Source organism: Streptomyces sp. NPDC101234 (assembly GCF_044767525.1).
GTDB lineage: Bacteria > Actinomycetota > Actinomycetes > Streptomycetales > Streptomycetaceae > Streptomyces > Streptomyces sasae.
The window spans coordinates 67,141-89,998 of the sequence record NZ_JBIWOA010000023.1 but is presented as its reverse complement, the minus strand read 5'-3'; the positions used below and the strand labels follow the sequence as shown (position 1 = coordinate 89,998).

The following is a 22,858-nucleotide window of genomic DNA, read 5'->3' as shown; positions in this document are numbered from 1 at the left end:
GTGGCCGGGACGGGCCCCCGCACCGGGTCCGCACGTCACCTAGCGTCAGCGGTGTCCGACGAGAGGAGATCCGCATGAACGAGCTCCGCCCCGCCGCCCCGGCCGAGGAGACCGGCCCCGACGCGGACGACACCGCGCTCACCGTTTCGTTGATCGAGGCGGAGGACCTCCTGGAGGAGGTCTCGATCGACGGCATGTGCGGCGTCTACTAGGCCCGCACCATGACAGGAATGGACCTCGACCGCGCTTGGGACCTGCATCCGCGGGTCTCGGTGCGACCGGAACCCTTCGGTGCGCTGCTGTACCACTTCGGCACCCGCAGACTCTCGTTCCTCAAGGACCGTCGGCTCCTCGCCGTCGTGCAGGGCCTCGGTCAGGCGCCCACGGCGCGTGCCGCCTGCCTGGCCGCCGGTCTCGGGGAGCACGAGGTGCCCCGCTACGGCCGGGCCCTCGCCGTACTCGTCCGGTCGTCGATGGTCGTCGGGAGGACCTCATGACCACCACGTCCACCTCGTCCCGGCTGGTCGACCTGTTCGAGTACGGGCTCGACGCACCGATCTGTCTCACCTGGGAACTCACCTACGCCTGCAACCTGGCCTGCGCCCACTGCCTGTCCAGCTCCGGCCGCCGTGACCCCCGCGAGCTGAGCACGGCCGAGGCCAAGGCCGTCATCGACGAACTGGAGGCCATGCAGGTCTTCTACGTCAACATCGGCGGCGGCGAGCCCACCGTGCGCGCCGACTTCTGGGAGCTTCTGGACTACGCCACCGCCCACCACGTGGGTGTGAAGTTCTCCACCAACGGCGTGCGGATCACGCGGGAGACGGCCGAGCGGCTCGCCGGCAACGACTACGTGGACGTCCAGATCTCCCTCGACGGCGCCACCGCCGACGTCAACGACGCGGTGCGCGGCCCCGGTTCGTACGCGACCGCGCTGCGGGCGCTGGAGCACCTCGCCGCCGCCGGTATGCGCAACTTCAAGATCTCCGTGGTCTGCACCCGGCACAACATCCCGCAGCTGGACGACTTCAAGGCCCTCGCCGACCGCTTCGGCGCCCAACTCCGCCTGACCCGGCTGCGCCCCTCCGGACGCGGCGCCGACGTCTGGGACGAACTGCACCCCACGGCCGGACAGCAACGGGAGCTGTACGACTGGCTGCTGGCACACGGCGACAACGTGCTGACCGGCGACTCCTTCTTCCATCTGGCCGGTTACGGCGAGCCGTTGCCCGGCCTCAACCTCTGCGGTGCCGGCCGGGTCGTCTGCCTGATCGACCCGGTAGGGGACGTCTACGCCTGCCCGTTCGCCATCCACGAGGAGTTCCTGGCCGGCAACGTCCGTGCACCGGGCGGCTTTTGCGAGGTCTGGCGCGCATCCGAGCTGTTCCGGCGGCTGCGCACCCCGCAGCACGGCGGCGCCTGCACGTCCTGCGCGTTCTACGACAGCTGCAAGGGCGGCTGCATGGCCGCGAAGTTCTTCACCGGGCTGCCGCTCGACGGCCCCGACCCCGAATGCGTCCAGGGACACGGCGAGAAACTGCTCACCCTGCGCCCGGCCGGCGGGGCCGGACTTCCCAAGCCGTCCGGGGACCACTCCCACCGGACCACCGCACCGGTGCGCGACTGCGTCGAGGACCCGCTGGCCGGACTGCGGCTCACACCGAAGGGACGGGACGGCGCGCATGGCTAGGAACCCCTGGTTCGAGACGGTCGCCGAGGCGCAGCGCCGGGCCAGGCGACAGCTGCCGAGTTCGGTGTACGGCGCCCTCGTCGCGGGCTCGGAGCGCGGCCGCACGATCGACGACAACATCGCGGCCTTCGCCGAACTGGGCTTCGCACCACGGGTCGTCGGCCATCACGCGGAACGCGACCTGTCCACCACCGTGCTCGGTGTGCCCACGTCCCTGCCGGTGCTCATCTCGCCGACCGGAGTGCAGGCCGTGGACCCGGACGGAGAGGTGGCCGTCGCACGGGCCGCGGCGAGCCGGGGCGTCATCATGGGCCTCAGCTCCTTCGCCGGCAAGCCGGTGGAGGAGGTCGCAAAAGCCCAGCCGGACCTGTTCTTCCAGCTGTACTGGAGCGGCACTCGCGAGACCATGGTGCGCCGTATGGACCGGGCGCGGGCCGCCGGCGCCAAGGCCCTCATCGTCACCCTCGACTGGTCCTTCTCCCACGGCCGCGACTGGGGCAGCCCCGCCATCCCGGACAGGCTCGACCTCAGGACCATGCTGCGGTTCGCCCCCCAAGTACTGCCCAGGGCAGGCTGGTTGTGGCGGTACGCCCGCTCCGGCCGCCTCCCCGACCTCACCGTGCCCAACCTCGCCGCCCCCGGCGCCGACGCCCCCACCTTCTTCGGCGCCTACGGCGAGTGGATGCAGACCGCACCGCCCACCTGGGACGACGTCGCCTGGCTGCGCACCGAGTGGGGCGGCCCCTTCCTGCTCAAGGGGGTGACCCGGGTGGACGACGCCAAGCGCGCGGTCGACGCCGGTGTCTCCGCCCTCTCCGTGTCCAACCACGGAGGCAACAACCTGGACACCACCCCGGCCACCATCCGGGTCCTGCCCGCGATCGCCGAAGCGGTCGGGAACCAGGTCGAGGTCCTGCTGGACGGCGGCGTCCGCCGCGGCGGCGACGTGGCCAAGGCGCTCGCCCTCGGCGCCCGCGCCGTACTGATCGGCCGCGCCTATCTCTGGGGCCTCGCGGCGAACGGACAGGCCGGTGTCGAGAACGTCCTGGACATCCTGCGCGGCGGGCTCGACTCGGCGGTCCTGGGCCTCGGGCACTCCTCCGTGCACGAACTCCGCCCCGACGACCTGGTCATCCCTCCCGGCTTCCGGCTGACCCTGGGCGGCCGGGACGTACCGGCGGCTCCGCAGGCCGTCCCGGCCGCCGCCCCCGAGTCACCGGCCGCCTGACCATGCCGGGGGACGCCATGCCGCGAGTCCTGGCCGACGCCGTCTGGCCGGCCCTGCCCTCCGGCGCGCTGGTGCTGGTGCCGGTCGGTTCCACCGAGCAGCACGGCCCGCACCTGCCGCTGGACACCGACACCGTCGTAGCCGGGGCCGTCGCACGGCGGACGGCCGCCGCCCTCGCCACGGACACCCCGCACGGCGGCCCGCCCTGGGTGGCGCCTCCGGTGGCCTACGGGGCGAGCGGCGAGCACGCCGACTTCCCCGGGACCGTCTCGATCGGGCACGAGGCGCTGCACGCGGTGCTCGTGGAACTGACGCGCTCGCTGTCGCTGTGGGCGGGCCGTGTGGTGTTCGTCAACGGCCACGGCGGCAACACGGCCACCCTCGACACGGCCCTCGCCCTGCTGCGTGCCGAGGGCCACGACGCCGTCTGGACCGGCTGCGACATGCCGGGGGGCGACGCGCACGCCGGCCGGGCGGAGACGTCCGTGCTGCTGCACCTGGAACCGGAGCGGGTGCGCCTCGACGCCGCCGTCGCCGGTGACACACGCCCACTGGCCGTGCTCCTCCCGGAGTTGACGGCCCGTGGCGTCCGCGCCGTCTCGCCCTCCGGCGTGCTCGGTGATCCGGCGGGGGCCTCGGCCGAGGAGGGACGCCGGGCGCTGGACGCGATGGTGTCGGTCACGGTCCGCCGCATCACCGCGTGGATCGCCGACACCAGGGGCCGACTGACCGATCCCACCAGGACCGGCACACCGGCGACAACTCCCCTCGGACAGCCGGGAGTACGCCGATGAGCCTTACCCATGGTCGCAAGGCGCATGCCGATGGCGCCTCCCTCCGGGCGCGAGGGGCGGTGCGGCTGACGCTTCGACCCGGGTGGGAGGGCCGACGCCGATGACGCTCCCCCTCGGCTTCGTCGTCGAACTCGACCGGCACACCCGGGTCGTCGACGGTGGGGCGGCTCTCCTCGGTGGGTTTCCGACCCGGCTGCTGCGGCTGACCCCGAGGGCGCGTCGGCTGTTCGCGGGCCGGCGGCTTGCCGTGCGTGACGCGGCGGGCGCGCTCCTCGCGGACCGGCTGCTCGACACCGGCATGGCCCATCCCGTCGCCGAAGTGCTCCCCGCGCCCGCCGATCCCCGGTACACGGTCGTCGTACCGGTCCGGGACCGCCCGCGCCAACTCGGCCGCCTGCTGCGGAGCATCGGCGCGGGCCACCCCGTGATCGTGGTCGACGACGCGTCACACCGCCCCGCCGCGGTGGCCGCCGTCGCCGCCGAGCACGGTGCCCGGCTCGTCGCCCTCGCCGCCAACTCCGGTCCCGCGGGCGCGCGCAACGCCGGACTCCGGCTCGTCACCACGCCCTACGTGGTCTTCGCCGACTCCGACATCGTGCTGGACCCCGACACGGTCCCCACCCTGCTCCGGCACTTCGCGGACCCCCTGGTCGCGGCCGTCGTACCCCGGATCACCGGCCTGCCCGCCGCCGACCCGACCTGGATCGCCCGGTACGAGAACGCCCGCTCGTCCCTCGACCTCGGCTCCCGTCCGGCCCTGGTACGCCCCGGCACCCCGGTCTCCTGGGCGTCCTCCGCCTGTGTCGTGGCGCGGGTCGACGCGCTGGGGGAGGGGTTCGACGACAGCATGCGGGTGGGGGAGGACGTCGACCTGTGCTGGCGGCTGGTGGCGCAGGGACGGCGGGTGCGCTACGAACCGGCCGTCCAAGCCGCCCACGAGCATCGCGTGCGCACCCGGGACTGGCTGCTGCGCAAGGCCGTCTACGGCACCGGGGCCCAGCCCCTCGCGGAGCGGCACCCCGAGTTCGTCGCACCCGCCGTGTTCGCCCCGTGGAGCACGGCGTTCGCCGCCGTACTGTTCGCCGGCCGGCGCTGGTCGGTCCCGGCCGGCGCGGCCGTCCTCGGCGTCGTCACGGTACGCATCGCCCGCAAGCTCGACGGCACCCGGCACCCGTACCGGCTCGCCGTACGGCTCACCGCCAACGGCGCCCTTGCCACCCTGGCACAGACCTCCGCGCTGCTGACCCGCCACTGGTGGCCGCTGACGGCCGTCGGCTGCACGGTCTCCGGCCGGGTGCGACGCGCCACGGCCATCGCCGCCGTGGCCGATATCGCATATGAGTACCGTCGTGATCAGGCCACCCTCGATCCACTCCGCTACGGCATCGCCCGCCGTCTCGACGACCTCGCCTACGGCGCCGGCGTCTGGTTCTCCGCCCTCAGGGGCCGCTCGTCCGCCGCGCTGCGACCCCGTGTCACGCGTGCCGGCACACCTGTCCCGGTCAGCGGAAAGCGCCCCGCGGAACCGGGTCGGATCCGCCGACACTGAGGCCACCCCGCCGCGGGCGGCGCGGCGGTGCGTGCGAGGCACCAGTCACCAGGAGGTGTGCGGAGTGACGCATGAAGTGGTCGACCGTGTCGAGGAGTCGGGTCCTGAACTGGCCGCACTCGCCGGCGAGAACGAGTCACTCGGCAGGCTGAGCGACCGGACCGTCGAACTGCTGCGTTCCGCGGGGGTCGTACGGCTGCTGCAGCCCAAGGAGTACGGCGGATTCGCGGCGCATCCCCGGGACTTCGCGGAGGCGGTGATGGCCGTGGCCCGGCACGACGGTGCCGCCGGCTGGGTGTGCGGGGTCGTCGGCGTCCACCCGTGGGAACTGGCCCAGATGGACCCGCGGCTCCCGCACGAGGTGTGGGACGACGACCCGGACACCTGGATCGCCTCGCCCTACATGCCGGGCGGCATCGCCGAGCCGGTGGACGGCGGTTATGTCCTCAGTGGCCGCTGGCCGTTCTCCTCGGGCAGCGACCACTGCCGCTGGGACTTCCTCGGGGCGCTCCTCGGGGACGGAACGGGCAAGCCCGCCATGCCGATCACCGTGCTGCACGTCGTGCTGCCCCGCACGGACTACGAGATCATCGACGGCACCTGGGACGTGGTCGGGCTGTCCGGCACCGGCAGCAAGGACGTCGTCGTGGACAAGGCGTTCATCCCCGAACACCGCGCCATCAGGCAGGAGTCGGTCCAGGAGGGAGCCGCGGCGGAGGCGGTCGGGCTCACCGAGCCGCTGTACCGGCTGCCCTTCGCGTCGATGTTCCCGCTCGGCATCACCGCGGCGGTCGTCGGCATCTGCGAGGGCGCGCTCGCCGTCCATCTCGCCCAGCAGCGCGACCGGGTGGCCGTGACCGGAGTCCAGGTGCGCGACGACCCGTATGTGCTCTATGCGGCGGGGGAGGCCGCCGCCGAGATCGCCGCCTCCCGGGTCCAGCTCATCGACGGCATCAGCCGGCTGTACGACCAGGTCGAGGCCGGCAGGCCGGTGACGATCGAGGACCGCGCGAACGTGCGGCGCAACCAGGTCCGTTGTGCCTGGCGCGCGGTGTCCGCGCTGGACGAGATCTTCGCGCGGTCCGGCGGCAACGCCATCCGGCGCGGCAACCCGATCCAGCGCTACTGGCGGGACGCCCACGTCGGACTCCAGCACATGATCCATGTGCCCGGCACGGCCTACCACGCGAACGCCCTGGCCCGGATGGGGCTCGACCTGCCCGAGGCGATGCGCGTCCTGATCTGACCTCGGCGCCGCTGTACGGCGGGCCCGTCGGCCGGGACGCGGCGGGCCCGTCAGGAGACGGCGTCGTCCGGCGCCGTCGGCCAACAAGGGAGCTGCAGATGCGGAAAGACCTCTACCTCAAACTGGAACGCATGTCGGCGTGGTGCGGATTCGTCCTGCTCGTCGGCTTCATCGCCGCCTTCAGTGCGGGCGACATCCTCACCCCGATGAGTCCGACGAAGAGCCCCGCGGACATCGTCACGTTCCTGCACGACCACCGGACCGGGATCCTGTGGTGTGTCGTGCTGATGGTGCTCACCGTCCCCTTCGAGTACCCGTACGTGGTCGTGACGAGCCTTCAGATGCGCCGGGTCGAGGGCGGCTGGGGCCTGCTGTCCATGATCCAGCTCACCACGGGCGTCGTCGCCCCGCTGGGGTTCTTCTTCCCGCTCGCGATCCTGTCCGCGGCGGCCTACCGGCCGGAGATCCACTCCCCGGACGTGCTGGCCGCGATGAGCGACACGTTCTGGCTGATGCTGGTCGGCAACGCCTGCATCTTCGTGCTGCAGGTCTGGTCGATCGGGTACGCGTCGTTCGTCGACCGGCGTGAGCGTCCGATCTTCCCGCGCTGGTACGGCTGGCTCAGCATGGTGCTGGGGGTGCTGCTCATCCCGGGCGCCTTCGTCTACCTCTTCAAGTCCGGTCCGCTGGCCTGGAACGGGATACTCGCCAACACCGTCCCGATGCTCACGTACTTCGTCTGGAAGATCGCCACGCCGATCGTGCTGCTGCGTGCGGTCAAGTCGGAGGAGCAGGAACTGGCCGGGACCGCGGCCACGGAACCGGTGACCGTCTAGGGCCCCGCGTGGCCGCCGAGGCCGGGTCCCGCGCTGCCGATCGCGGGTCCCGGCCATGGCAATTGAGTATCCGCATTTTGCTTTGACGGAGGGAGTCCTGATGTCAATTTCCCGTGTCAGCAGTTTGTCAGGCTTCCCAGAGCTTCGGACCTGTATTCATTCCGTATGCTGAATCGTTGACTAGACCGGCCGGTACAGCTAACTTCGCATCATTCGCGGGTTGGGTTCTGCCACGAACGACGAGGTTCGAAAGAGGTACCGCCTGTGTTCAAGGAATTTGTCGTGTCCGGCGACTCGCACATCATCGAGCCGGTCGATCTCTTCAAGACCCGGCTTCCCCGCCAACTGCGTGAACGGGCCTTGTGGGAAGAGGAGTTCACCCTCGACGAGCCGATCGTCGACGGCGGGCACACCGAGTTCAAGAAACTGCACACCATCGGTTTCGACGGCTGGACCATCTCCAAGTACCGCCAGATCGGCGGGGAGACACCGGACGGCGATCCGGACCACATCATCCGGGACATGAACCTCGACGGCGTCGACGCCTCGGTGATGTTCCCGAACCTCTCGCTGTTCGTCCTCTTCACCGACGACCACGAACTCTCCATGGCCCACGCCCGCGTCTGGAACGACTATCTCGTCGAGAGGTATCTGCCGTACAAGGACCGGCTGCGTCCGACGGCGGCGATTCCGCTCACGAACGTCCCCGAGGCCGTCGCGGAGATCGAGCGCTGCGCCCGGCTGGGCCTCGGCGCGATCCTCCTGCCGGAGATCCCGCCGCTGCCGTACTACGCGAGGGAGTACGACCCGGTCTGGGCGGCCGCTCAGGCGCACGGGATGCCGGTGTTCATCCATGTCGCCACCGGCGGGGTGCGGGTCAGGGAAGAGGTGTCCGAGACGGCGCTGACCGTCCGGGGCCTGATGACGGCGATGAACATGGGCAAGGGCAACCTGACCGACGACATGGTCGCCGGCCGCACCATGGGCAGCGCGGTCGGCTCGGCCGTGGCCGGCCCGCAGGGCATCATCGCCAGCCTGGTCGGCGGCGGGGTCTGCGAGCGCTTCCCCGATCTGCACTTCAACCTCATCGAGTACACGGCCGGCTGGCTGGTCTCCTTCATGGGCTACATGGACAAGGCCTGGAAGACCGGCACCGGCCAGGACCCCGACTGGTGGCTCGGCTTCTGGGACGACAGCCGTGCCCCGAAGGAACAGCCCGCGATGGGGCGGCTGTTCGCCGTCAACGACCGCTGGCCCTACCCGCTCAAGCCCACCGAGTACGTCCGGCGCCAGATCCATGTGCAGTTCGCGGACGACCCGACGGCCGTGAAGGCCCGCCACATCACCGGCCTCTCGACGGTCATGTGGGGCAACGACTACCCGCACGCCGAAGGGACCTTCCGCAGCAGCGCCGAGTGCGTGGCGGAGAACTTCGAGGGAGTCGGGGACGAGGACCGCGCCGCCATCCTCGGCGGCACCCTCGCCAAGGTGGTCGGCTTCGACGCGAGCCGGAAACTGGCGCCGGTCGCCGAGGAGGTCTGAACCCCCGGAGCGGAGACAGGCCCCGGCGACCTCACGCCGGGGCCTGTCTGTCTTCCTGCGGCGGGTACTCGTCGCGATCGTAGTAATCAGTATACTATTTATACTCGTTCTGCGTTCTTCGTTCGAGAGGGGCCGAGATGAGCACGACGTTCGACGAGCCCGACGGTACCTACGACGGGCTGCCCGCCTACGACTTCGACAACCGCCTCGGCGGCCCGGTCCTCAGCCACCAGGAGCGCTGGGACGAGATGGCGGGCGCCCACTCCGGGTTCCGCAGTACCGTCGCGCGCGGATTCTGGGTCGTCACGGACGGCCCGGCCGTGCAGCAGGCGCTGCAGGACTGGCGGACGTTCTCCAACAAGTCGGTGACGGCGCTCGACCCCGACCCGAAGTTCCTGTGGATCCCCGAGATGCTGGACCCGCCCACACACAGCGTGTGGCGACGCCTCCTCGGCCGGTACTTCTCCCCGGGCACCGTGGCCGCCAAGGAACCGGAAGTCCGCCGGATCGCGGCGGAGATGATCGACGCGCTGGCGGACCGCGACGGCGCCGAGGTGCTCGACGAGTTCGCCCGCCGCTTCCCGACCCTGGTCTTCATGCGCCTCATGGGCCTGCCCGAGGAGGACCTGCCCACCTTCCTCGCCTGGACCCGGGAACTGCTGCACCTCCCGCACGCCGAGGACCCGGACGGCGCCCGTCAACTGGCCGCCATGCGACAGGTGTCCGCCTACTTCGAGGAACAGATCGCCCTGCGCCGCAAAACGGCGCGTGACGACCTGCTCTCCCATGCCATGACCTGGACCGTCGACGGAGAGCCGATCAACGACCGGGACATGCACGCCTTCTGCGTCCTGATGTTCCAGGCCGGCTTCGACACCGTGCCGATCTCGATCGGCTGGGCGCTGTACCACTTCGCCACCCACCCGGAACAGCGCGCCGAGATCCTCGCCGACCCCTCGCTCATCCCCACCGGGGTCGAAGAGACCCTGCGCGTCTACTCGTTCGTCGTCCCGGCACGCAAGGCGACCCAGGACGTCGAGATCGGCGGCTGTCCGGTCCGGGCGGGCGAGATGGTGATGCTCCCGCTCGCGGTCACCAACCGCGACCCCGGCCGCTACGAGAACCCGCGCGAGGTGGACCTGCACCGCAAGGCCACCAACCACATCGCGTTCGGTTCCGGTCCGCACCGCTGCCTCGGCTCGCACCTTGCCCGTCTCGAACTCAACGTGGCGGTCGAGGAATGGCACCGGCGCATCCCCGACTACCGGCTCGCGCCCGGCCAGGAGCTGTGGCAGCACGGCAACATGTACGGCATCAAGTCGCTCAGGCTGGAGTGGTGAGGAACCGGCCGCCCGCACCCGTGGGCGGCACGGCTCTCCGGGACCGTCGTAGTCCTCGTACCGGGGAATGAGTGCCCCGAACACGGCGACGGCCGCCGCTCTCCCGCGTCCTCCGCCCTGGTGACGAACAGAGACGAATAGACTGGGGATCCGCAATGTTCCCCGGGAGGAGCCGGCCATGGCGACTGCCGTCGACCGCGATCCCGCCGACGGCGAGGCGGACGTCCCGGTCGGCAAACTGGCCGCGCAGACCGCACAGCGCATCGAGGCGAGCGTCATCCGTCAGGGCTGGCCCGTCGGCGAGTCACTCGGCTCGGAAGGCGAGCTGCGGGAGCGGCTCGGGGTGAGCCGGGCGGTGCTCCGCGAGGCGGTACGACTGGTCGAGCACCACCAGGTCGCCCGGATGCGGCGCGGCCCCGGCGGCGGCCTCATCGTCCGCGCGCCCGACGCGGGACCGGCCACCCGGGCCATGGTGATCTACCTCGAATACGTCGGCACCAGCGTGACCGACCTGCTCCGGGCCCGCCTGCTCCTCGAACCGATCGCCGCGGGCCTGGCCGCCGAGCGGATCACCGAAGAGGGCATCACCACGCTCCGGGCCGCACTCGACGCCGAAACCGAGCACCGGGACGTCCCGTCGGTCCACTCGCAGGATCCCCTGCACCCCGTGCTGGGCCGGCTGTCCGGCAACCCCGTGCTGCACCTCTTCATCGACGTACTCACCCGTCTCACCGCCCGCTACGCGCACACCTCCCGGCGTGTCACCAAGGCGGAGACACAGGCGGCCAGGGAGTTCTCGCACCGCGAGCACCGTGCCGTCGTCGACGCCGTCATCGCCGACGACGGCCCCCGCGCGCAGGCCGCGCTGACCGCCCACCTGGAGTCGGTCGCGGCATGGATCGAGAAGCACCGGGTGCGCCGCGGAACCCGTGTCCCGGGGAACGTGATCGAGCCCGAACTCGCCGAGGGATCACGGGCCAAACTGGCCGAGGTCGTGGCCGCCCGCATCCACGACGACATCGCCGCGCGCGGCCGGCGGATCGGTACGGTCCTCGGTTCGGAGACGGAACTGCTGGCCCGCTACGAGATCAGCCGGGCCGTCCTGCGGGAGGCCGTACGGCTCCTGGAGTACCACTCGGTCGCCCGGACGCGCCGCGGTCCCGGCGGCGGGCTGGTCGTCACCGAGCCCGAACCGCAGGCCAGCATCGACACGATGGCGCTCTTCCTGGAGTACCAGGGCGTCACCGCCGACGACCTGCGGATCGTGCGCAACGCCATCGAACTCGGCATCGTCGCCAGGGTGACCGCCCGCCACGCCGCTGGAGATCCCGAGGTCGCCGAGCGCCTCGGGAAGGCCGTCCGCTGGACCACGGAGGGCCCGCCCGACGACACCCGCAAGGCCGACCTGTTCCACACCGAACTGGCGGCCCTGGCCGACAACCCGGTGCTGTCGCTCTTCCTCGCCATCATCACCGAGCTGTTCCGCAGGCATGCCTCCGGGAACGACCGGCCACTGCCCGGGGACGCGGCAGCCGACGAGGTCGGGCACGTCCACCAGCGGATCCTCGACGCGATCGAGCAGGGCGACGCGGCGCTGGCCCGGCACCGGATGCGCCGCCACCTCGACGCGCTGATCCCGTGGTGGCACTGAGGCACACGTGTCGCTGCCCCGTGCCGGGCCGGCCGTGAAAGACATTCAGAACGTGGGAAGTTGGGGACGCCTCTTCACATAGCCGGCGGCGTCCACGCGCATCTGCATGCCGGACACGTAGCGGGACTCGTCGGAGACGAGGAAGAGCACGGTGTCGGCGATGTCCTCCGGCTCCACATAGGGAATACCGAATCCCGTCGTCGCGGGGAAGGACGGCAGGGCGTCCTCGCGGCTCGGGTGCTCCAGGTCGGGGCGGAACGTCCGGTACATCAGGTCGCTGTTGAGCATGTCGGTGTTGACGTTGGTGGGGTGCACCGCGTTGACCCGGATCCGCCGGGGAGCGAGGACCGTCGCCAAGTCGTGCACGAACGCGGCGACTTGGCGCTTCGCCAGTGAATAGCCCAGCCCGCCCGGGCCGTTGGCCGGGTTGTCGGTGGTGGCCGGGGTCAGCCCCGCGAGGGATCCGGTGGCGACGATCGAGGCGCCGTCGGGCAGATGGGGGAGCGCCGAGTCGACGGCGTGGACCACGCCGTTGAAGTCGACGGTCACGGCGTCGAGAAAGGCCTGCGCGGTCTGTCCGGGCCCCAGCGGGCAGATACCGGCCTGGGCGACGACGGCGTCGAGCCGCCCCAGCTCGGCGACCCCCTCGGCGACGGCCGCCCTGAGCGCGGCCGGATCCCGTACATCCGCCTTGCGGGCGACGATGCGCCGGCCGAGCTTCTCGACCTTCGCCACGGTTTCCGCGAGGTCCTCCTCGGTGGCCAGCGGATAGCCGTTGGTGGCGATGTCCTCGCAGAGGTCGACGGCGATGATGTCGGCACCCTCCGCGGCGAGCCGGACCGCCTGGGCCCGGCCCTGACCGCGCGCGGCTCCCGTGATGAAGACGGCCTTGCCCTGTACTCGGCCCATGGGGTCTCCTTCTTCAGAAAGAAGAGTGTCCTTAGTTTTGATGTCCGGGGGTCGGGAACGCTCGTGGTCGCCGCTCTACGGCGATAGTTGGCCGGCGACTCTCGGCCGTCGGGACGGATTCAGTACACGCAATGGCCAGGCAGACTGAGAACGGAGTTGTCAGATGAAGATCACCATCGACAAGGCGGCGTGCTCCGGGCACGCCCGATGCGCGGCGGCGGCACCGCAACTCTTCCGCCTGGACGACGACGGCTACGCGCTGCCCTTCGAGACGGACGTTCCGGAGGAACTCGAAGCGGCGGCCCGCGACGGCGAGACGGCCTGCCCGGAACGGGCCGTCACCGTCCGTTGAACACCACACACGAGTGAGCCCCAGGCCCGTCGGCCGTGGGGCTCACCCATGTCCACCGGCTCAGCCGGCCGGCTGCGGCGGCGGCGTGAAGTGGTGGCCCCAGAACGCCCCGTCCGTGATCTCGTACACCGGGACGGGCTCCGGCACCTTCAGACCGTTCCAGCCGAACTCGACGGCGTAGTTCTCCGGAGACCAGACGTAGAACGACACCATGTGGTCGTTGGTGTGCTTGCCGAGCGAGTGCATCATCGGCACCTCGTACTTGGCGGCCCGGTCGAGGGCGCGCCCCACGTCGTCCAGGGTCGCCGCCTCCACCATGAAGTGCAGCAGCCGCCCGGGACCGGGCATCGGCGTCACACCCAGCGTGTGGTGCCGCGGATTGCACCCCATGAACCAGGTCGTGCCACCGGGTGAGCGCATCGTGTTCCGCTCGATGAAACCGAGGACGTTCACATAGAAGTCGAACGTGGTCCGCGCGTCCTCGGCGGAGACGATCGCGTGCCCGAAGCCCATGTCACCGGTGACGAACTTCGAGACCAGCGGCGTCTGCACGGGCACATGGTCCAGGACGGTGCCGTAGAACAGCTCGACCGGGTTCCCGCCCGGGTCGCTGAACTTGACGAAGCCCGTGACCTTCCGCTCCGCCGCCTCGGCCTCGGTACCGGCGGTCACTTTGATGCCCGCCTTCTCGACGTCCGCGACCAGCCGCGCCAACTCACGTTCGTCGATCACCTCGAAGCCCAGCGCCGTCATCCCGCTCTGGGCCCCGGGAGAGACCACGATGCGGGCCGGGTAGTCGTCCATCCTGAAGGACAGGGACCCGGAATCACCGCCCTCGACGGGCATCAGACCGAGGAAGTCGGCACCGAACGCCTTCCACTTGTCGAGGTCGTTGGACTCCAGACGCAGGTACCCGAGTGAGCGAACACCCATCAGGCCCTCCCCTCACATTGGTCAGGTCCGGGGCGACCGTCGGAGCCCCGGCAACACGAACGACTGCGACGGTAGACAGCCGGATACCGCCAATGCCGGGGCCGTCCCACTGATCGGGAGGGACACGGCGACCGCCGCGCCCGCGATGGGACGGTGGCCGTCATGACACCGAGCTACGACGACACCCTGCGTGAACTGAGCACCGACGAAGGCACCTTGCGCTACCACGAGGTGGGCGACGGCCCCCCGCTGCTCCTGCTGCACGGGTCGGGGCCTGGCGTGACGGGCTGGCGCAACTACCGGGGCAACCTTCCCGTGCTCGCCCGGCACTTCCGCTGCCTGGCGCTGGAGTTCCCCGGCTTCGGCGTGAGCGACCCGACCGCCGAGAACCCGATGGTGGCCGCCCCCAAGGCGGTTCTGCGCTTCCTGGACGGCCTCGGTCTCGACCGCGTCGACGTCATCGGCAACTCCATGGGCGGCTTCGTCGCCGTCGGACTCGCGATCGCCCACAAGGACCTGTTCCGCCGGATCGTGACCGTCGGCGGCGTGGGCCGCAACCTCCTGTCCCCGGCGCCCAGCGAGGGACTGAACCTGCTGGTGGAGTTCGCCGAGGACCCCACCCGCGACAACCTCGTCCGGTGGCTCAGGTCGATGGTGCACGACCCGGCACTGCTCACCGCGGAAGTGATCGAGGAACGCTGGACGAGTGCCACCGATCCGGCCACCCTGGAGGCCTCCCGCCGGATCTACGGCCGGCAGGCGATGGCCGCGCTGCAGGCCGCCCAGGCCCACTCCGACCAGTCCGTCTGGGCCGCACTCCACAAGGTGGCCGCGCCCACGCTGCTGACCTGGGGCCGGGACGACCGGGTCACCCCGCTGGAGAGCGCGCTGCTGCCGATGCGCACCATGCCCAGGGCCGAGCTCCATGTGCTGCCGGACTGCGGACACTGGGCGATGATCGAGCAGAAGGACGCCTGGGAGAGCGCGGTGCTGGCCTTCCTGACCCGCCCGGAGGCCGGCTGAGCACCGGCCCGCGGCAGCTCGCGGCGCAGGGGGCGGAACACGTGGCGAGACCCCTGGCGGCACGGCGGCCCGCCGCACCGATGTCGAGCGGCCAGACCGCCCGCCGCGTCCGCATCCTGCGCGCCGCCTCCGACCTCGGTACCCGCGAGGGCCTGGCGAACGTCCAGATGCACGACGTGGCCAAGGAGGCCGGGGTCGCGATCGCCACGCTGTACCGCTACTTCCCGTCCAAGCCGTACCTGTTCCTGGCGGTGCTGGAGTGGCACATCGACCGGATCCTGGGCGGCCGCGACCACGGTCGCGACGGCACCCCCGGGGCGGACCGCGCGACCGAGGCGGGCGAGACGCTCGTCGCGCTCAGCGGCGAACTGCTGAGCAGCCGGCTGCTGGCCTCGGCGGTGGCGCTGTCGTCGTTCACGGAGTACACGAGCGTCGTCCCGACCCGGATCGACATCGTGGAGAGCGCACTGGGGCAGCGACTCCTGCGGCTGCTCGGGAGCCGGGCGGATCCGGTGACCGCGCGCAGCAGGGTCCGGCTGCTCGTCTACAGCTGGTGGGGGGTGTTCGTGGCCATGCTGACCGAGGAGATCCCCACCGAACAGGGGAACGCGGACCTGCGCCTGGCCGCGCGGCTGCTCACGGCGCCGTGAGCGGGCCGGGAGGGAGGTGCCTTCGAGTCCCGGTGAGCGGAAAACCCGCAACGGCCGCGCCGGACGGCGGCCCACGCTGAAGGCCGGCACGAGGTGAGGATGGCGATGACAGACGTTTGGGAACCGGCGGTGGTCGCGGACCGGGAGACCGCCGTGACGGAGGCCGCCGCGCGACTGACCCGGGCGGCCCGTGACCACCGGCCCTGTGCACCCGTACGGGACCTGCTCGGACCGGCGGACATCAGCCTCGCGTACGCCGTCCAGCGACGCGTCGTCGGCGACCGGATCGCCGCCGGGGCACGGGTCGTCGGGCGCAAGATCGGCCTGACGTCCGAGTCGGTGCAGCGCCAGGTGGGCGTCGACCGGCCCGACTTCGGTGTCCTGCTGGACGACATGGACGTCTCCGGCCTGCCGGCCGTCCCCAGCGGCCGGCTGCTCCAGCCGCGGGTGGAGGCGGAGATCGCGTTCGTGCTCGCCGCCGATCTCGACACCGGCGACCTCGACCTCGAACGGGTGCGGTCGGCGGTCGGACACGCCGTGGCCGCCCTGGAGATCGTCGACAGCCGGGTGGCCGGCTGGGACATCGCGATCACCGACACGGTCGCCGACAACGCGTCCAGCGGGCTGTTCGTGCTCGGCCCGGAGCGGGTCGCTCTGGCGGAGTTCACCCCCCGGGACGTGACCATGAGGCTGTACGCCGACGGTGAGCTCGCCTCCGCGGGCGACGGCGCCGCCTGCCTGGGCGATCCGCTCGCCGCGCTGCTGTGGCTCGCCCGCACCGCCCGGGAGTTCGGCGACCCGCTGCGCGCCGGTCAGATCGTCCTGTCCGGCGCCCTCGGCCCGCTCGTCCCCACACCGCCGGGCACCACCGTACGGGCCGAGATGCCCGGTCTGGGCTCGGTGACGGCGACCTTCTCACCCGCACCCGAGAAGGCCGGTGAACCCGGCGAATCCGACGAAGCCCACGAAGCCCACGAAGCCCAGGAAGCCAAGGAAGCCAAGGAACACGGATGACGAAGACCAAGGTGGCCGTTATCGGCTCCGGCAACATCGGCACCGACCTGATGATCAAGGTGCTGCGCCTGTCCGAGACCCTGGAGATGGCCGCGATGGTGGGCATCGACCCTGAGTCGGACGGGCTGGCGCGCGCCGCCCGGCTGAAGGTCCCCATCACACACGAGGGCGTGGACGGCCTGATCCGCATGGACGGCTTCGACGACATCGACATCGTCTTCGACGCCACCTCCGCGAAGGCGCACATCGAGAACGCCAAGCGGCTCGCCCCGTACGGCAAGCGCCTGGTCGACCTCACCCCGGCGGCCCTCGGACCGTACGTCGTACCACCGGTCAACCTGGACGAGCACCTCGCCAACGATGTCGAGAACCTGAACCTGGTCACCTGCGGAGGCCAGGCCACCATCCCGATCGTCCACGCGGTCAGCCGCGTGACCCCGGTGCCCTACGCCGAGATCGTCGCCTCGATCGCGTCCAGGTCGGCCGGGCCCGGCACCCGTGCCAACATCGACGAGTTCACCGAGACCACGGCCGGTGCCATCGAGCGGGTGGGCGGTGCCCGCCGGGGCAAGGCCGTCATCGTCCTCAACCCCGCCGAGCCGCCGCTCATCATGCGGGACACGGTGTACTGCCTGACCGGCGACGCCGACCAGGACGAGATCCGTGCCTCGGTGGCGGAGATGGTGGCCGCCGTCGCCGAGTACGTGCCCGGCTACCGGCTCAAGCAGGAGGTCCAGTTCACCCCGGTCGCGGCCGGGGACCCGGTCCACACCCTGCTGCCCGACGACGTCTCCGAGCTGCCCACCACCAAGGTCTCGGTCTTCCTGGAGGTGGAGGGCGCCGCGCACTACCTGCCCGCCTACGCCGGCAACCTGGACATCATGACCTCGGCCGCGCTGCGCGTCGCCGAGCGCATCGCCCGGCGACTGACCACCGAGGTGACCAAGTGACCGCCGCCCGCAGGCTCTACGTGCAGGACGTGACCCTCCGGGACGGGATGCACGCCATCCGGCACCGCATCACCCCCGAGTTCGTGTCGAAGATCTCCGCGGCTCTCGACCGGGCGGGCGTGGACGCGATCGAGGTCGCCCACGGTGACGGTCTGGCCGGCGGCAGCCTCAACTACGGGCCGGGCAGCAACACCGACTGGGAGTGGATCGAGGCGGCCGCGGACGCCATCGACCGCGCGGTGCTCACCTCCCTGCTGCTGCCCGGCATCGGCACCATCGCGGAGCTCAAGCGGGCCTACGCCCTCGGGGTCCGCTCGGTGCGCATCGCCACGCACTGCACGGAGGCGGACGTGGCGGCCCAGCACATCGCCACCGCACGGGAGTTGGGCATGGACGTGGCCGGCTTCCTGATGATGGCCCACATGGCGTCCCCGGAGACCCTCGCCGGGCAGGCGAAGCTCATGGAGTCCTACGGCGCCCACTGCGTCTACGTCACCGACTCCGGCGGCCGCCTCACCATGGACGGCGTCCGCGACCGCATCCGCGCCTACCGGGACGTACTCGACCCGGAGACCCAGATCGGCATCCACGCCCACGAGAACCTCTCCCTCTCAGTCGCCAACTCGGTGGTGGCGGTGGAGGAGGGCGTCACCCGGGTCGACGCGTCGCTCGCGGGCCAGGGCGCCGGCGCGGGCAACTGCCCGATCGAACCGTTCGTCGCCGTCGCCAACCTCCTGGGCTGGAAGCACGACTGCGACCTGCACGCCCTCCAGGACGCCGCCGAGGATCTCGTACGACCGCTGCAGGACCGGCCGGTACGCGTCGACCGGGAGACCCTCACCCTCGGCTACGCCGGTGCCTACTCCAGCTTCCTGCGCCATGCCGAGGCCGCGGCCGACCGGTACGGACTCGACGCCCGCACCATCCTGGAGGAGGTCGGCCGGCGCGGGCTGGTCGGCGGGCAGGAGGACATGATCGTGGACATCGCCCTGGACCTCGTCCGCGGCTGAGTACCCACCTCACGTACCAGCCCACGTACCGCTCCCGGGACCGCTTTCCCGGTGAGCGGTACGCTTTTTTGCATTCTAAGAATTAATAGACCATCCGCCCCAATAATTCGGTGCACGAGTCTTTCTCAGCGGCCGACGGCGTTGGTAGTTTGGCGTCGGCGCCGAACTAGAATTGATTTCAGTTTGAGCAGAGAGGCACCGACGATGACGTCTGCCCTTCGTCTGAGCGCGCGTGCGACCGAGGCCGACGGCCACGCGCTGCCTCCGTCGATGATGGAGCGCGTGACGCTGATCATGGATCTCTTCGAACGTCCGCAGACCCGTCTGACGCTCGAAGCGGTCTCCCGTCGGACACAGCTGCCCCGCTCGACGACGCACCGGATACTCGACCAGCTGGTCCGGCTGGACTGGCTGCGGCACACAGCGGCCGGGTACACGCTGGGAACCCGGGCGCTCGGCCTGGGCGGACGGGAGATCGGCCACAGCGCCCTGCGGGCCGCCGCCGCACCGCATCTCCTCGATCTGGCGGTGCGGACCAGGATGGTCGTGCACCTGGCCGTGCTCGACGGGCCGGAGATCTACTACCTGGACAAGGTGGGAGGCCGGGCCGCGGTGGACATCCCGTCCCAGGTCGGCGGCCGGGCGGTCGCGCACTGCACCGGGCTCGGCAAGGCCATGCTCGCCTGGCTGTCCCCGGAGGACATCGACGCCCGGTACACGCAGGTGATCGAGCGCCGTACCCCGCACAGCATCGGCCGTCTCGACCAGCTGCACCGCGAACTCGCCCTGGTACGGCGCCGCAACGGACTGGCGATCGACCGGGGGGAGTGCTTCCCCGACCTCGGCTGCGTCGGCCTCGCGCTGCGCGGGCCCGAAGGACCCCTCGGCGCGATATCGGTTGTCGGGGACGGCCGCTCCGCACTGGAACTCGTGGCCCCGCTGGTGGTCGAAGCGGTACGGGCCGTGTCCGAGGAACTCCTGACGACCCCACAGCCGGGCCGGCGGGACGTGCCCAGCCTCGTCGGCTAGGGGGCGGCTGGCGGGTGTCGGGCGGATCACGTCGCAGGGCCTCGGCGTGCCGTTGCGTCAGCCCGTGGCGGAGACCTGCTCCCACTCCGTCTCGGGGTCGAGGGGCAGCCCGGGGTGGTCCCGCTTGAACGCCTCGGCCAGCTCCTCGATCTTCGGCAGGGCGTGGTCCGGCGCGCCGAATCCGCGGAACAGGGTCGCGCAGTACTCCTGTGACAGGAACGCCGCGTCCCACTGTCCTTCCGGGTTCACCCATTGGTAGGTGTGGTTGTGCAGGTTCAGGAACTGCAGGGTCGCCAGCCGCGCCGACATCGTACGGAAGACATGCTGCTCCATGGCCTCCGTGAGCAGCCCCGAGATGACCTGCTCGAAGTCGGAGCGCTGCCCCAGCAGGGTCTTGAGCTCCTCGCCGTTGAGGGAGCGGTAGTCGTGCTCGTAGACCCAGATGTGGTCGAGCCTGCGGAAGATGATGGTCAGCAGCGACTCCGACAGCAGGCGCAGCCGCACCAGGGGGCCCTCGTCGAGTGCCGCGATCTGACGGGCGCGCGCGAGGAGCGGGCCCATCACCCGGGACTGGATCTCGACCAGCAGGTTCTCCTTGGACCCGATGTAGTAGTACAACGCGCCCTTGGCGAGCCCGACCGCACGTCCCAGGTCGTTGATCGAGGTCGCCGCGTACCCCTGCTGCGCGAACAGCGACGCCGCGATGTCGATGATCTTCTGGCGTCTGACCTCGAAGCCCGGTCCGTGGCCCGGCGGTCGTGGCATCGGTTCTCTCCCCGCTTGACGTGACGATGCGTTGATTGAAACAGGTTCCCGCAGCCCGCGTCGAACAGCCTTCGGCGTATTCGGTGGAATGCGGACCTCGGGCTCCGGATCAGCCGTGCGCGCGGTGGCGCAGTGCAGAGTCCCCGGGACCGAAGTCCCGGGGACACCCCTCTCGCCTGTTCCCGTCACGCCTGCGGTGTTCGGACGGTGGCGGCCGGGGTGCGGGGCGGTCCCGGTGCCTGCCCGGCGGCATGGCATTGGGATTGTACCGATCGGTCAACAAGAGGGGTGATTGCGAATACCCACTCCCTCTGCGCCTGGTGTATCAATAGACTCAGTGGTCGAAATATGGCTTCGGGTGCCTGTCGCCGAGCCGCGGTCCGACGTGGCGCCGTGTCTCCGTCCGCCGGGTCCGGCCGCAGGCCCTGGGCCACTCCATCCTCTGAACCGTCCTGGGAGAGAAGACCGATGACCATTTCCGCCGAAGCCGCCCTGGCCGGCGTGCAGGCCACCATCGCTGCCTACGCCCACGCCGTCGACGCCGGGAACACCGATGCCATTCCCGACCTCTTCACCGAGGACGGTGTCGCCGAGATCGTCGGGCAGGGCACCTTCGAGGGCCGGGAGGCCATCCGCAAGGCCTATGGGGCCTTCGCGCCGCAGGCCCCGCAGCTGCACATGGTCGGCAACATCCTGCTCACCTCGCCGCCCGGCGACGAGGTGACCGTCAGCAGCAACCTGGTGTTCTTCGCGCGCGGCGAGGAGGGCTGGGCGGTACAGCTCGTCGGGAGCTACGAGGACACGCTGGTCCGGGTGGGCGACGTATGGAAGTTCCGCAAGCGCGTCACGACGTTCAAGTAGCCCGAACCGCAAAGCGCCTGTGCCGTCGGTCCCGTCCCGGTGCGGGTTCGGCGGTGCGGGTTCGGCGGCTGTCGGGTGTCGCCCGGGTCGGCGATCGACGGATCCGCGAAAGCATTGATTGTACCGACCGATTGAATTAACTTTCGCTCAGGCGAACCACACAGAGCCGTGTCAGAGGAGTCGTGTATGACACCCAAAGACGTCCGGGAGCCCGCCGAAGAGGTGTCCGGGACCCCCGACGATCTGCGAGCCGCCGGCTGGAAGGCCATGCGTGCGGCGTTGCCCGGGGTCTTCCCGGAGGGGGACGTCGACCTGCGCGACGGCCGTATCGGCGAGGAACTGGTGGACATCGGCCTGACGAGTGTCTGGGGCGCCCTGTGGGGCCGCGAGGGCCTCAGCCCCAGGGACCGCAGCCTGGTCACGCTGGGCCTGCTGATCGCGCTGCGGGCCGAGACGGAACTGCGGACCCACGTCCGGATCGCCCTCACCAACGGTCTGACCAGGGACGAGATCGCGGAGGTCCTCTACCACGCCGCCGGCTACGCCGGTTTCCCCGCCGCGGTGGCGGCTCGGACCGCGGCGCGCGAGGCGCTGGGCGAGTAGCGGTTCCGGGCGGCGTCCGAACCGGCCGAACGAATCAGGCGAACCAGGAGCACGTATGTCGCTGGAAGGAAAGATCGCGGTCGTCACCGGCGGTGCCCGTGGCATCGGGCAGGCGGTCGCGACGGTGCTGGCCGCGCGAGGCGCGTCGGTCGCGGTGTGGGATCTGAACCTCGAAGGTGCCGAGAAGACCGCGACGGCCATTCAGGAGGCGGGTGGTACGGCGATCGCGGTCGGGGGTGATGCGGCCGATGCCGGTGCTGTCGCCGAGGCGGCGGCGCGGACCCGGCGGGAGCTGGGGCCGGTGACGATCCTGGTCAACAACGCGGGGATCACGGCTTATCAGCCGTTCACCAGCATCGCCGAGGATGCCTGGGACCGGATGATCGGTGTCAATCTGAAGGGGCCGTTCCTGGTCACGAAGGAGCTGGTGCCGGACATGCTGGACGCGGGCTGGGGGCGGATCGTCAACATCTCGTCCTCGTCCGCGCAGACCGGGGCTCCGGCCATGGCCCACTACGCGGCGTCCAAGGGCGGGGTGATCGGGCTGACCCGGGCGCTCGCGATCGAGTACGCGGACAAGGGCATCACCGTCAACCACGTCCCGCCCGGTTTCATCGACACCCCGCTGGTGCGTGAGGGTCCCGTCGATGTCGACGCGGTCGCGGCCACCATGCCGATGAAGCGGGCCGGACAGCCGGAGGACGTCGCCTACGCGGTGGCCTACCTCGCCTCGGAGGAGGCCGGTTATGTGACCGGTCAGAGCCTGAGCGCCAACGGCGGGCGCTACCTCGTCTGAGCCCTGCCGACGCAGTGTCTCGACACCGAGCCGGCCCGGCAGGCGACTGGAGGTCGTCGTCGTCTGCCGGGCCTCCACCCCGACCCG

24 protein-coding genes are annotated in these 22,858 nt (G+C 70.8%); 21 read left to right on the top strand and 3 right to left on the bottom strand.

All coding sequences use genetic code 11. From position 1 onward, the window contains the following. Positions 1-74: 74 nt before the first annotated feature. The 11 genes from mftA to ACIRR9_RS35035 all read left to right on the top strand — a co-directional run bounded on the left by mftA (position 75) and on the right by ACIRR9_RS35035 (position 11,876). Positions 75-212 carry a mycofactocin precursor MftA gene (mftA, locus tag ACIRR9_RS35085; RefSeq protein ID WP_365342427.1) on the top strand — a complete coding sequence of 46 codons (138 nt, stop codon included), beginning with the start codon at positions 75-77 and terminating at the stop codon, positions 210-212. A gap of 9 nt (positions 213-221) precedes the next feature. Further along, positions 222-497 (top strand): mycofactocin biosynthesis chaperone MftB, encoded by a 276-nt coding sequence (gene mftB / locus ACIRR9_RS35080; protein WP_403760352.1) that lies wholly within the window; start codon positions 222-224, stop codon positions 495-497. Further along, positions 494-1,690 carry a mycofactocin radical SAM maturase gene (gene mftC / locus ACIRR9_RS35075; RefSeq protein ID WP_403760350.1) on the top strand — a complete coding sequence of 399 codons (1,197 nt, stop codon included), beginning with the start codon at positions 494-496 and terminating at the stop codon, positions 1,688-1,690. Before mftB ends, mftC begins: the two co-directional genes overlap by 4 nt. Continuing rightward, complete coding sequence (gene mftD, locus ACIRR9_RS35070; protein ID WP_403760347.1) at positions 1,683-2,918, top strand: pre-mycofactocin synthase MftD; 1,236 nt, start codon at positions 1,683-1,685, stop codon at positions 2,916-2,918. Before mftC ends, mftD begins: the two co-directional genes overlap by 8 nt. A 17-nt stretch (positions 2,919-2,935) precedes the next feature. Further along, positions 2,936-3,712, top strand: coding sequence for a mycofactocin biosynthesis peptidyl-dipeptidase MftE (gene mftE, locus ACIRR9_RS35065; RefSeq protein ID WP_403760345.1), 777 nt, complete (start codon positions 2,936-2,938; stop codon positions 3,710-3,712). Between the two features lie 100 nt (positions 3,713-3,812). Next, complete coding sequence (gene mftF, locus ACIRR9_RS35060; protein ID WP_403760343.1) at positions 3,813-5,261, top strand: mycofactocin biosynthesis glycosyltransferase MftF; 1,449 nt, start codon at positions 3,813-3,815, stop codon at positions 5,259-5,261. Positions 5,262-5,325: 64 nt separating this feature from the next. Then, positions 5,326-6,507 (top strand): hydroxylase, encoded by a 1,182-nt coding sequence (locus ACIRR9_RS35055; RefSeq protein WP_403760340.1) that lies wholly within the window; start codon positions 5,326-5,328, stop codon positions 6,505-6,507. Positions 6,508-6,605: 98 nt separating this feature from the next. Then, positions 6,606-7,343: a hypothetical protein gene (locus tag ACIRR9_RS35050; protein ID WP_403760337.1), complete on the top strand. Its 738-nt coding sequence runs from the start codon at positions 6,606-6,608 to the stop codon at positions 7,341-7,343. A 282-nt stretch (positions 7,344-7,625) separates the two neighbouring features. After that, positions 7,626-8,885 carry an amidohydrolase family protein gene (locus ACIRR9_RS35045; protein WP_403760334.1) on the top strand — a complete coding sequence of 420 codons (1,260 nt, stop codon included), beginning with the start codon at positions 7,626-7,628 and terminating at the stop codon, positions 8,883-8,885. A gap of 137 nt (positions 8,886-9,022) precedes the next feature. Continuing rightward, positions 9,023-10,225, top strand: coding sequence for a cytochrome P450 (locus tag ACIRR9_RS35040; RefSeq protein WP_403760332.1), 1,203 nt, complete (start codon positions 9,023-9,025; stop codon positions 10,223-10,225). Positions 10,226-10,403: 178 nt separating this feature from the next. Then, entirely contained in the window at positions 10,404-11,876 is a 1,473-nt protein-coding gene (locus ACIRR9_RS35035) for a FadR/GntR family transcriptional regulator (RefSeq protein ID WP_403760329.1), read from the top strand. A gap of 45 nt (positions 11,877-11,921) precedes the next feature. Here ACIRR9_RS35035 and ACIRR9_RS35030 read toward each other — a convergent pair whose 3' ends face one another. Continuing rightward, complete coding sequence (locus ACIRR9_RS35030; protein WP_403760327.1) at positions 11,922-12,785, bottom strand: mycofactocin-coupled SDR family oxidoreductase; 864 nt, start codon at positions 12,783-12,785, stop codon at positions 11,922-11,924. A 163-nt stretch (positions 12,786-12,948) separates the two neighbouring features. On the opposite strand from ACIRR9_RS35030, the gene ACIRR9_RS35025 reads away from it, so the two are divergent. Further along, positions 12,949-13,137, top strand: a complete 189-nt coding sequence (locus tag ACIRR9_RS35025) for a ferredoxin (RefSeq protein WP_365342403.1) — start codon at positions 12,949-12,951, stop codon at positions 13,135-13,137. A 60-nt stretch (positions 13,138-13,197) separates the two neighbouring features. Here the strand turns inward: ACIRR9_RS35025 and ACIRR9_RS35020 are convergent, their stop codons facing one another. Further along, positions 13,198-14,070: a VOC family protein gene (locus tag ACIRR9_RS35020; RefSeq protein WP_384566417.1), complete on the bottom strand. Its 873-nt coding sequence runs from the start codon at positions 14,068-14,070 to the stop codon at positions 13,198-13,200. A gap of 162 nt (positions 14,071-14,232) precedes the next feature. Here ACIRR9_RS35020 and ACIRR9_RS35015 point away from each other — a divergent pair, with 162 nt between their 5' ends. The 6 genes from ACIRR9_RS35015 to ACIRR9_RS34990 all read left to right on the top strand — a co-directional run bounded on the left by ACIRR9_RS35015 (position 14,233) and on the right by ACIRR9_RS34990 (position 19,746). After that, positions 14,233-15,093: an alpha/beta fold hydrolase gene (locus tag ACIRR9_RS35015; protein WP_403760325.1), complete on the top strand. Its 861-nt coding sequence runs from the start codon at positions 14,233-14,235 to the stop codon at positions 15,091-15,093. A gap of 41 nt (positions 15,094-15,134) precedes the next feature. Next, entirely contained in the window at positions 15,135-15,743 is a 609-nt protein-coding gene (locus tag ACIRR9_RS35010) for a TetR/AcrR family transcriptional regulator (RefSeq protein WP_403760322.1), read from the top strand. Positions 15,744-15,848: 105 nt separating this feature from the next. Beyond that, positions 15,849-16,757: a 2-keto-4-pentenoate hydratase gene (locus tag ACIRR9_RS35005; RefSeq protein WP_403760319.1), complete on the top strand. Its 909-nt coding sequence runs from the start codon at positions 15,849-15,851 to the stop codon at positions 16,755-16,757. Beyond that, the gene (locus ACIRR9_RS35000; protein WP_403760316.1) at positions 16,754-17,707 is read left to right on the top strand and encodes an acetaldehyde dehydrogenase (acetylating); all 954 of its coding nucleotides are present in this window, start codon (positions 16,754-16,756) and stop codon (positions 17,705-17,707) included. Before ACIRR9_RS35005 ends, ACIRR9_RS35000 begins: the two co-directional genes overlap by 4 nt. Then, positions 17,704-18,717: a 4-hydroxy-2-oxovalerate aldolase gene (gene dmpG / locus ACIRR9_RS34995; RefSeq protein WP_403760314.1), complete on the top strand. Its 1,014-nt coding sequence runs from the start codon at positions 17,704-17,706 to the stop codon at positions 18,715-18,717. Before ACIRR9_RS35000 ends, dmpG begins: the two co-directional genes overlap by 4 nt. A 270-nt stretch (positions 18,718-18,987) precedes the next feature. Further along, a complete protein-coding gene (locus ACIRR9_RS34990) occupies positions 18,988-19,746 on the top strand; it encodes an IclR family transcriptional regulator (protein WP_403760625.1) in 759 nt (252 codons plus the stop codon). A 57-nt stretch (positions 19,747-19,803) separates the two neighbouring features. Here ACIRR9_RS34990 and ACIRR9_RS34985 read toward each other — a convergent pair whose 3' ends face one another. Continuing rightward, on the bottom strand, positions 19,804-20,511 hold the full coding sequence (locus tag ACIRR9_RS34985) for a TetR family transcriptional regulator (protein ID WP_403760311.1): 708 nt from the start codon (positions 20,509-20,511) through the stop codon (positions 19,804-19,806). Positions 20,512-20,979: 468 nt separating this feature from the next. Here ACIRR9_RS34985 and ACIRR9_RS34980 point away from each other — a divergent pair, with 468 nt between their 5' ends. The 3 genes from ACIRR9_RS34980 to ACIRR9_RS34970 all read left to right on the top strand — a co-directional run bounded on the left by ACIRR9_RS34980 (position 20,980) and on the right by ACIRR9_RS34970 (position 22,771). Continuing rightward, positions 20,980-21,372, top strand: a complete 393-nt coding sequence (locus tag ACIRR9_RS34980; protein WP_403760308.1) for a nuclear transport factor 2 family protein — start codon at positions 20,980-20,982, stop codon at positions 21,370-21,372. Between the two features lie 186 nt (positions 21,373-21,558). Beyond that, entirely contained in the window at positions 21,559-21,975 is a 417-nt protein-coding gene (locus tag ACIRR9_RS34975) for a carboxymuconolactone decarboxylase family protein (protein WP_403760305.1), read from the top strand. Between the two features lie 55 nt (positions 21,976-22,030). Then, positions 22,031-22,771 carry an SDR family NAD(P)-dependent oxidoreductase gene (locus tag ACIRR9_RS34970; RefSeq protein WP_403760302.1) on the top strand — a complete coding sequence of 247 codons (741 nt, stop codon included), beginning with the start codon at positions 22,031-22,033 and terminating at the stop codon, positions 22,769-22,771. The last annotated feature ends 87 nt before the right edge of the window (positions 22,772-22,858 follow it).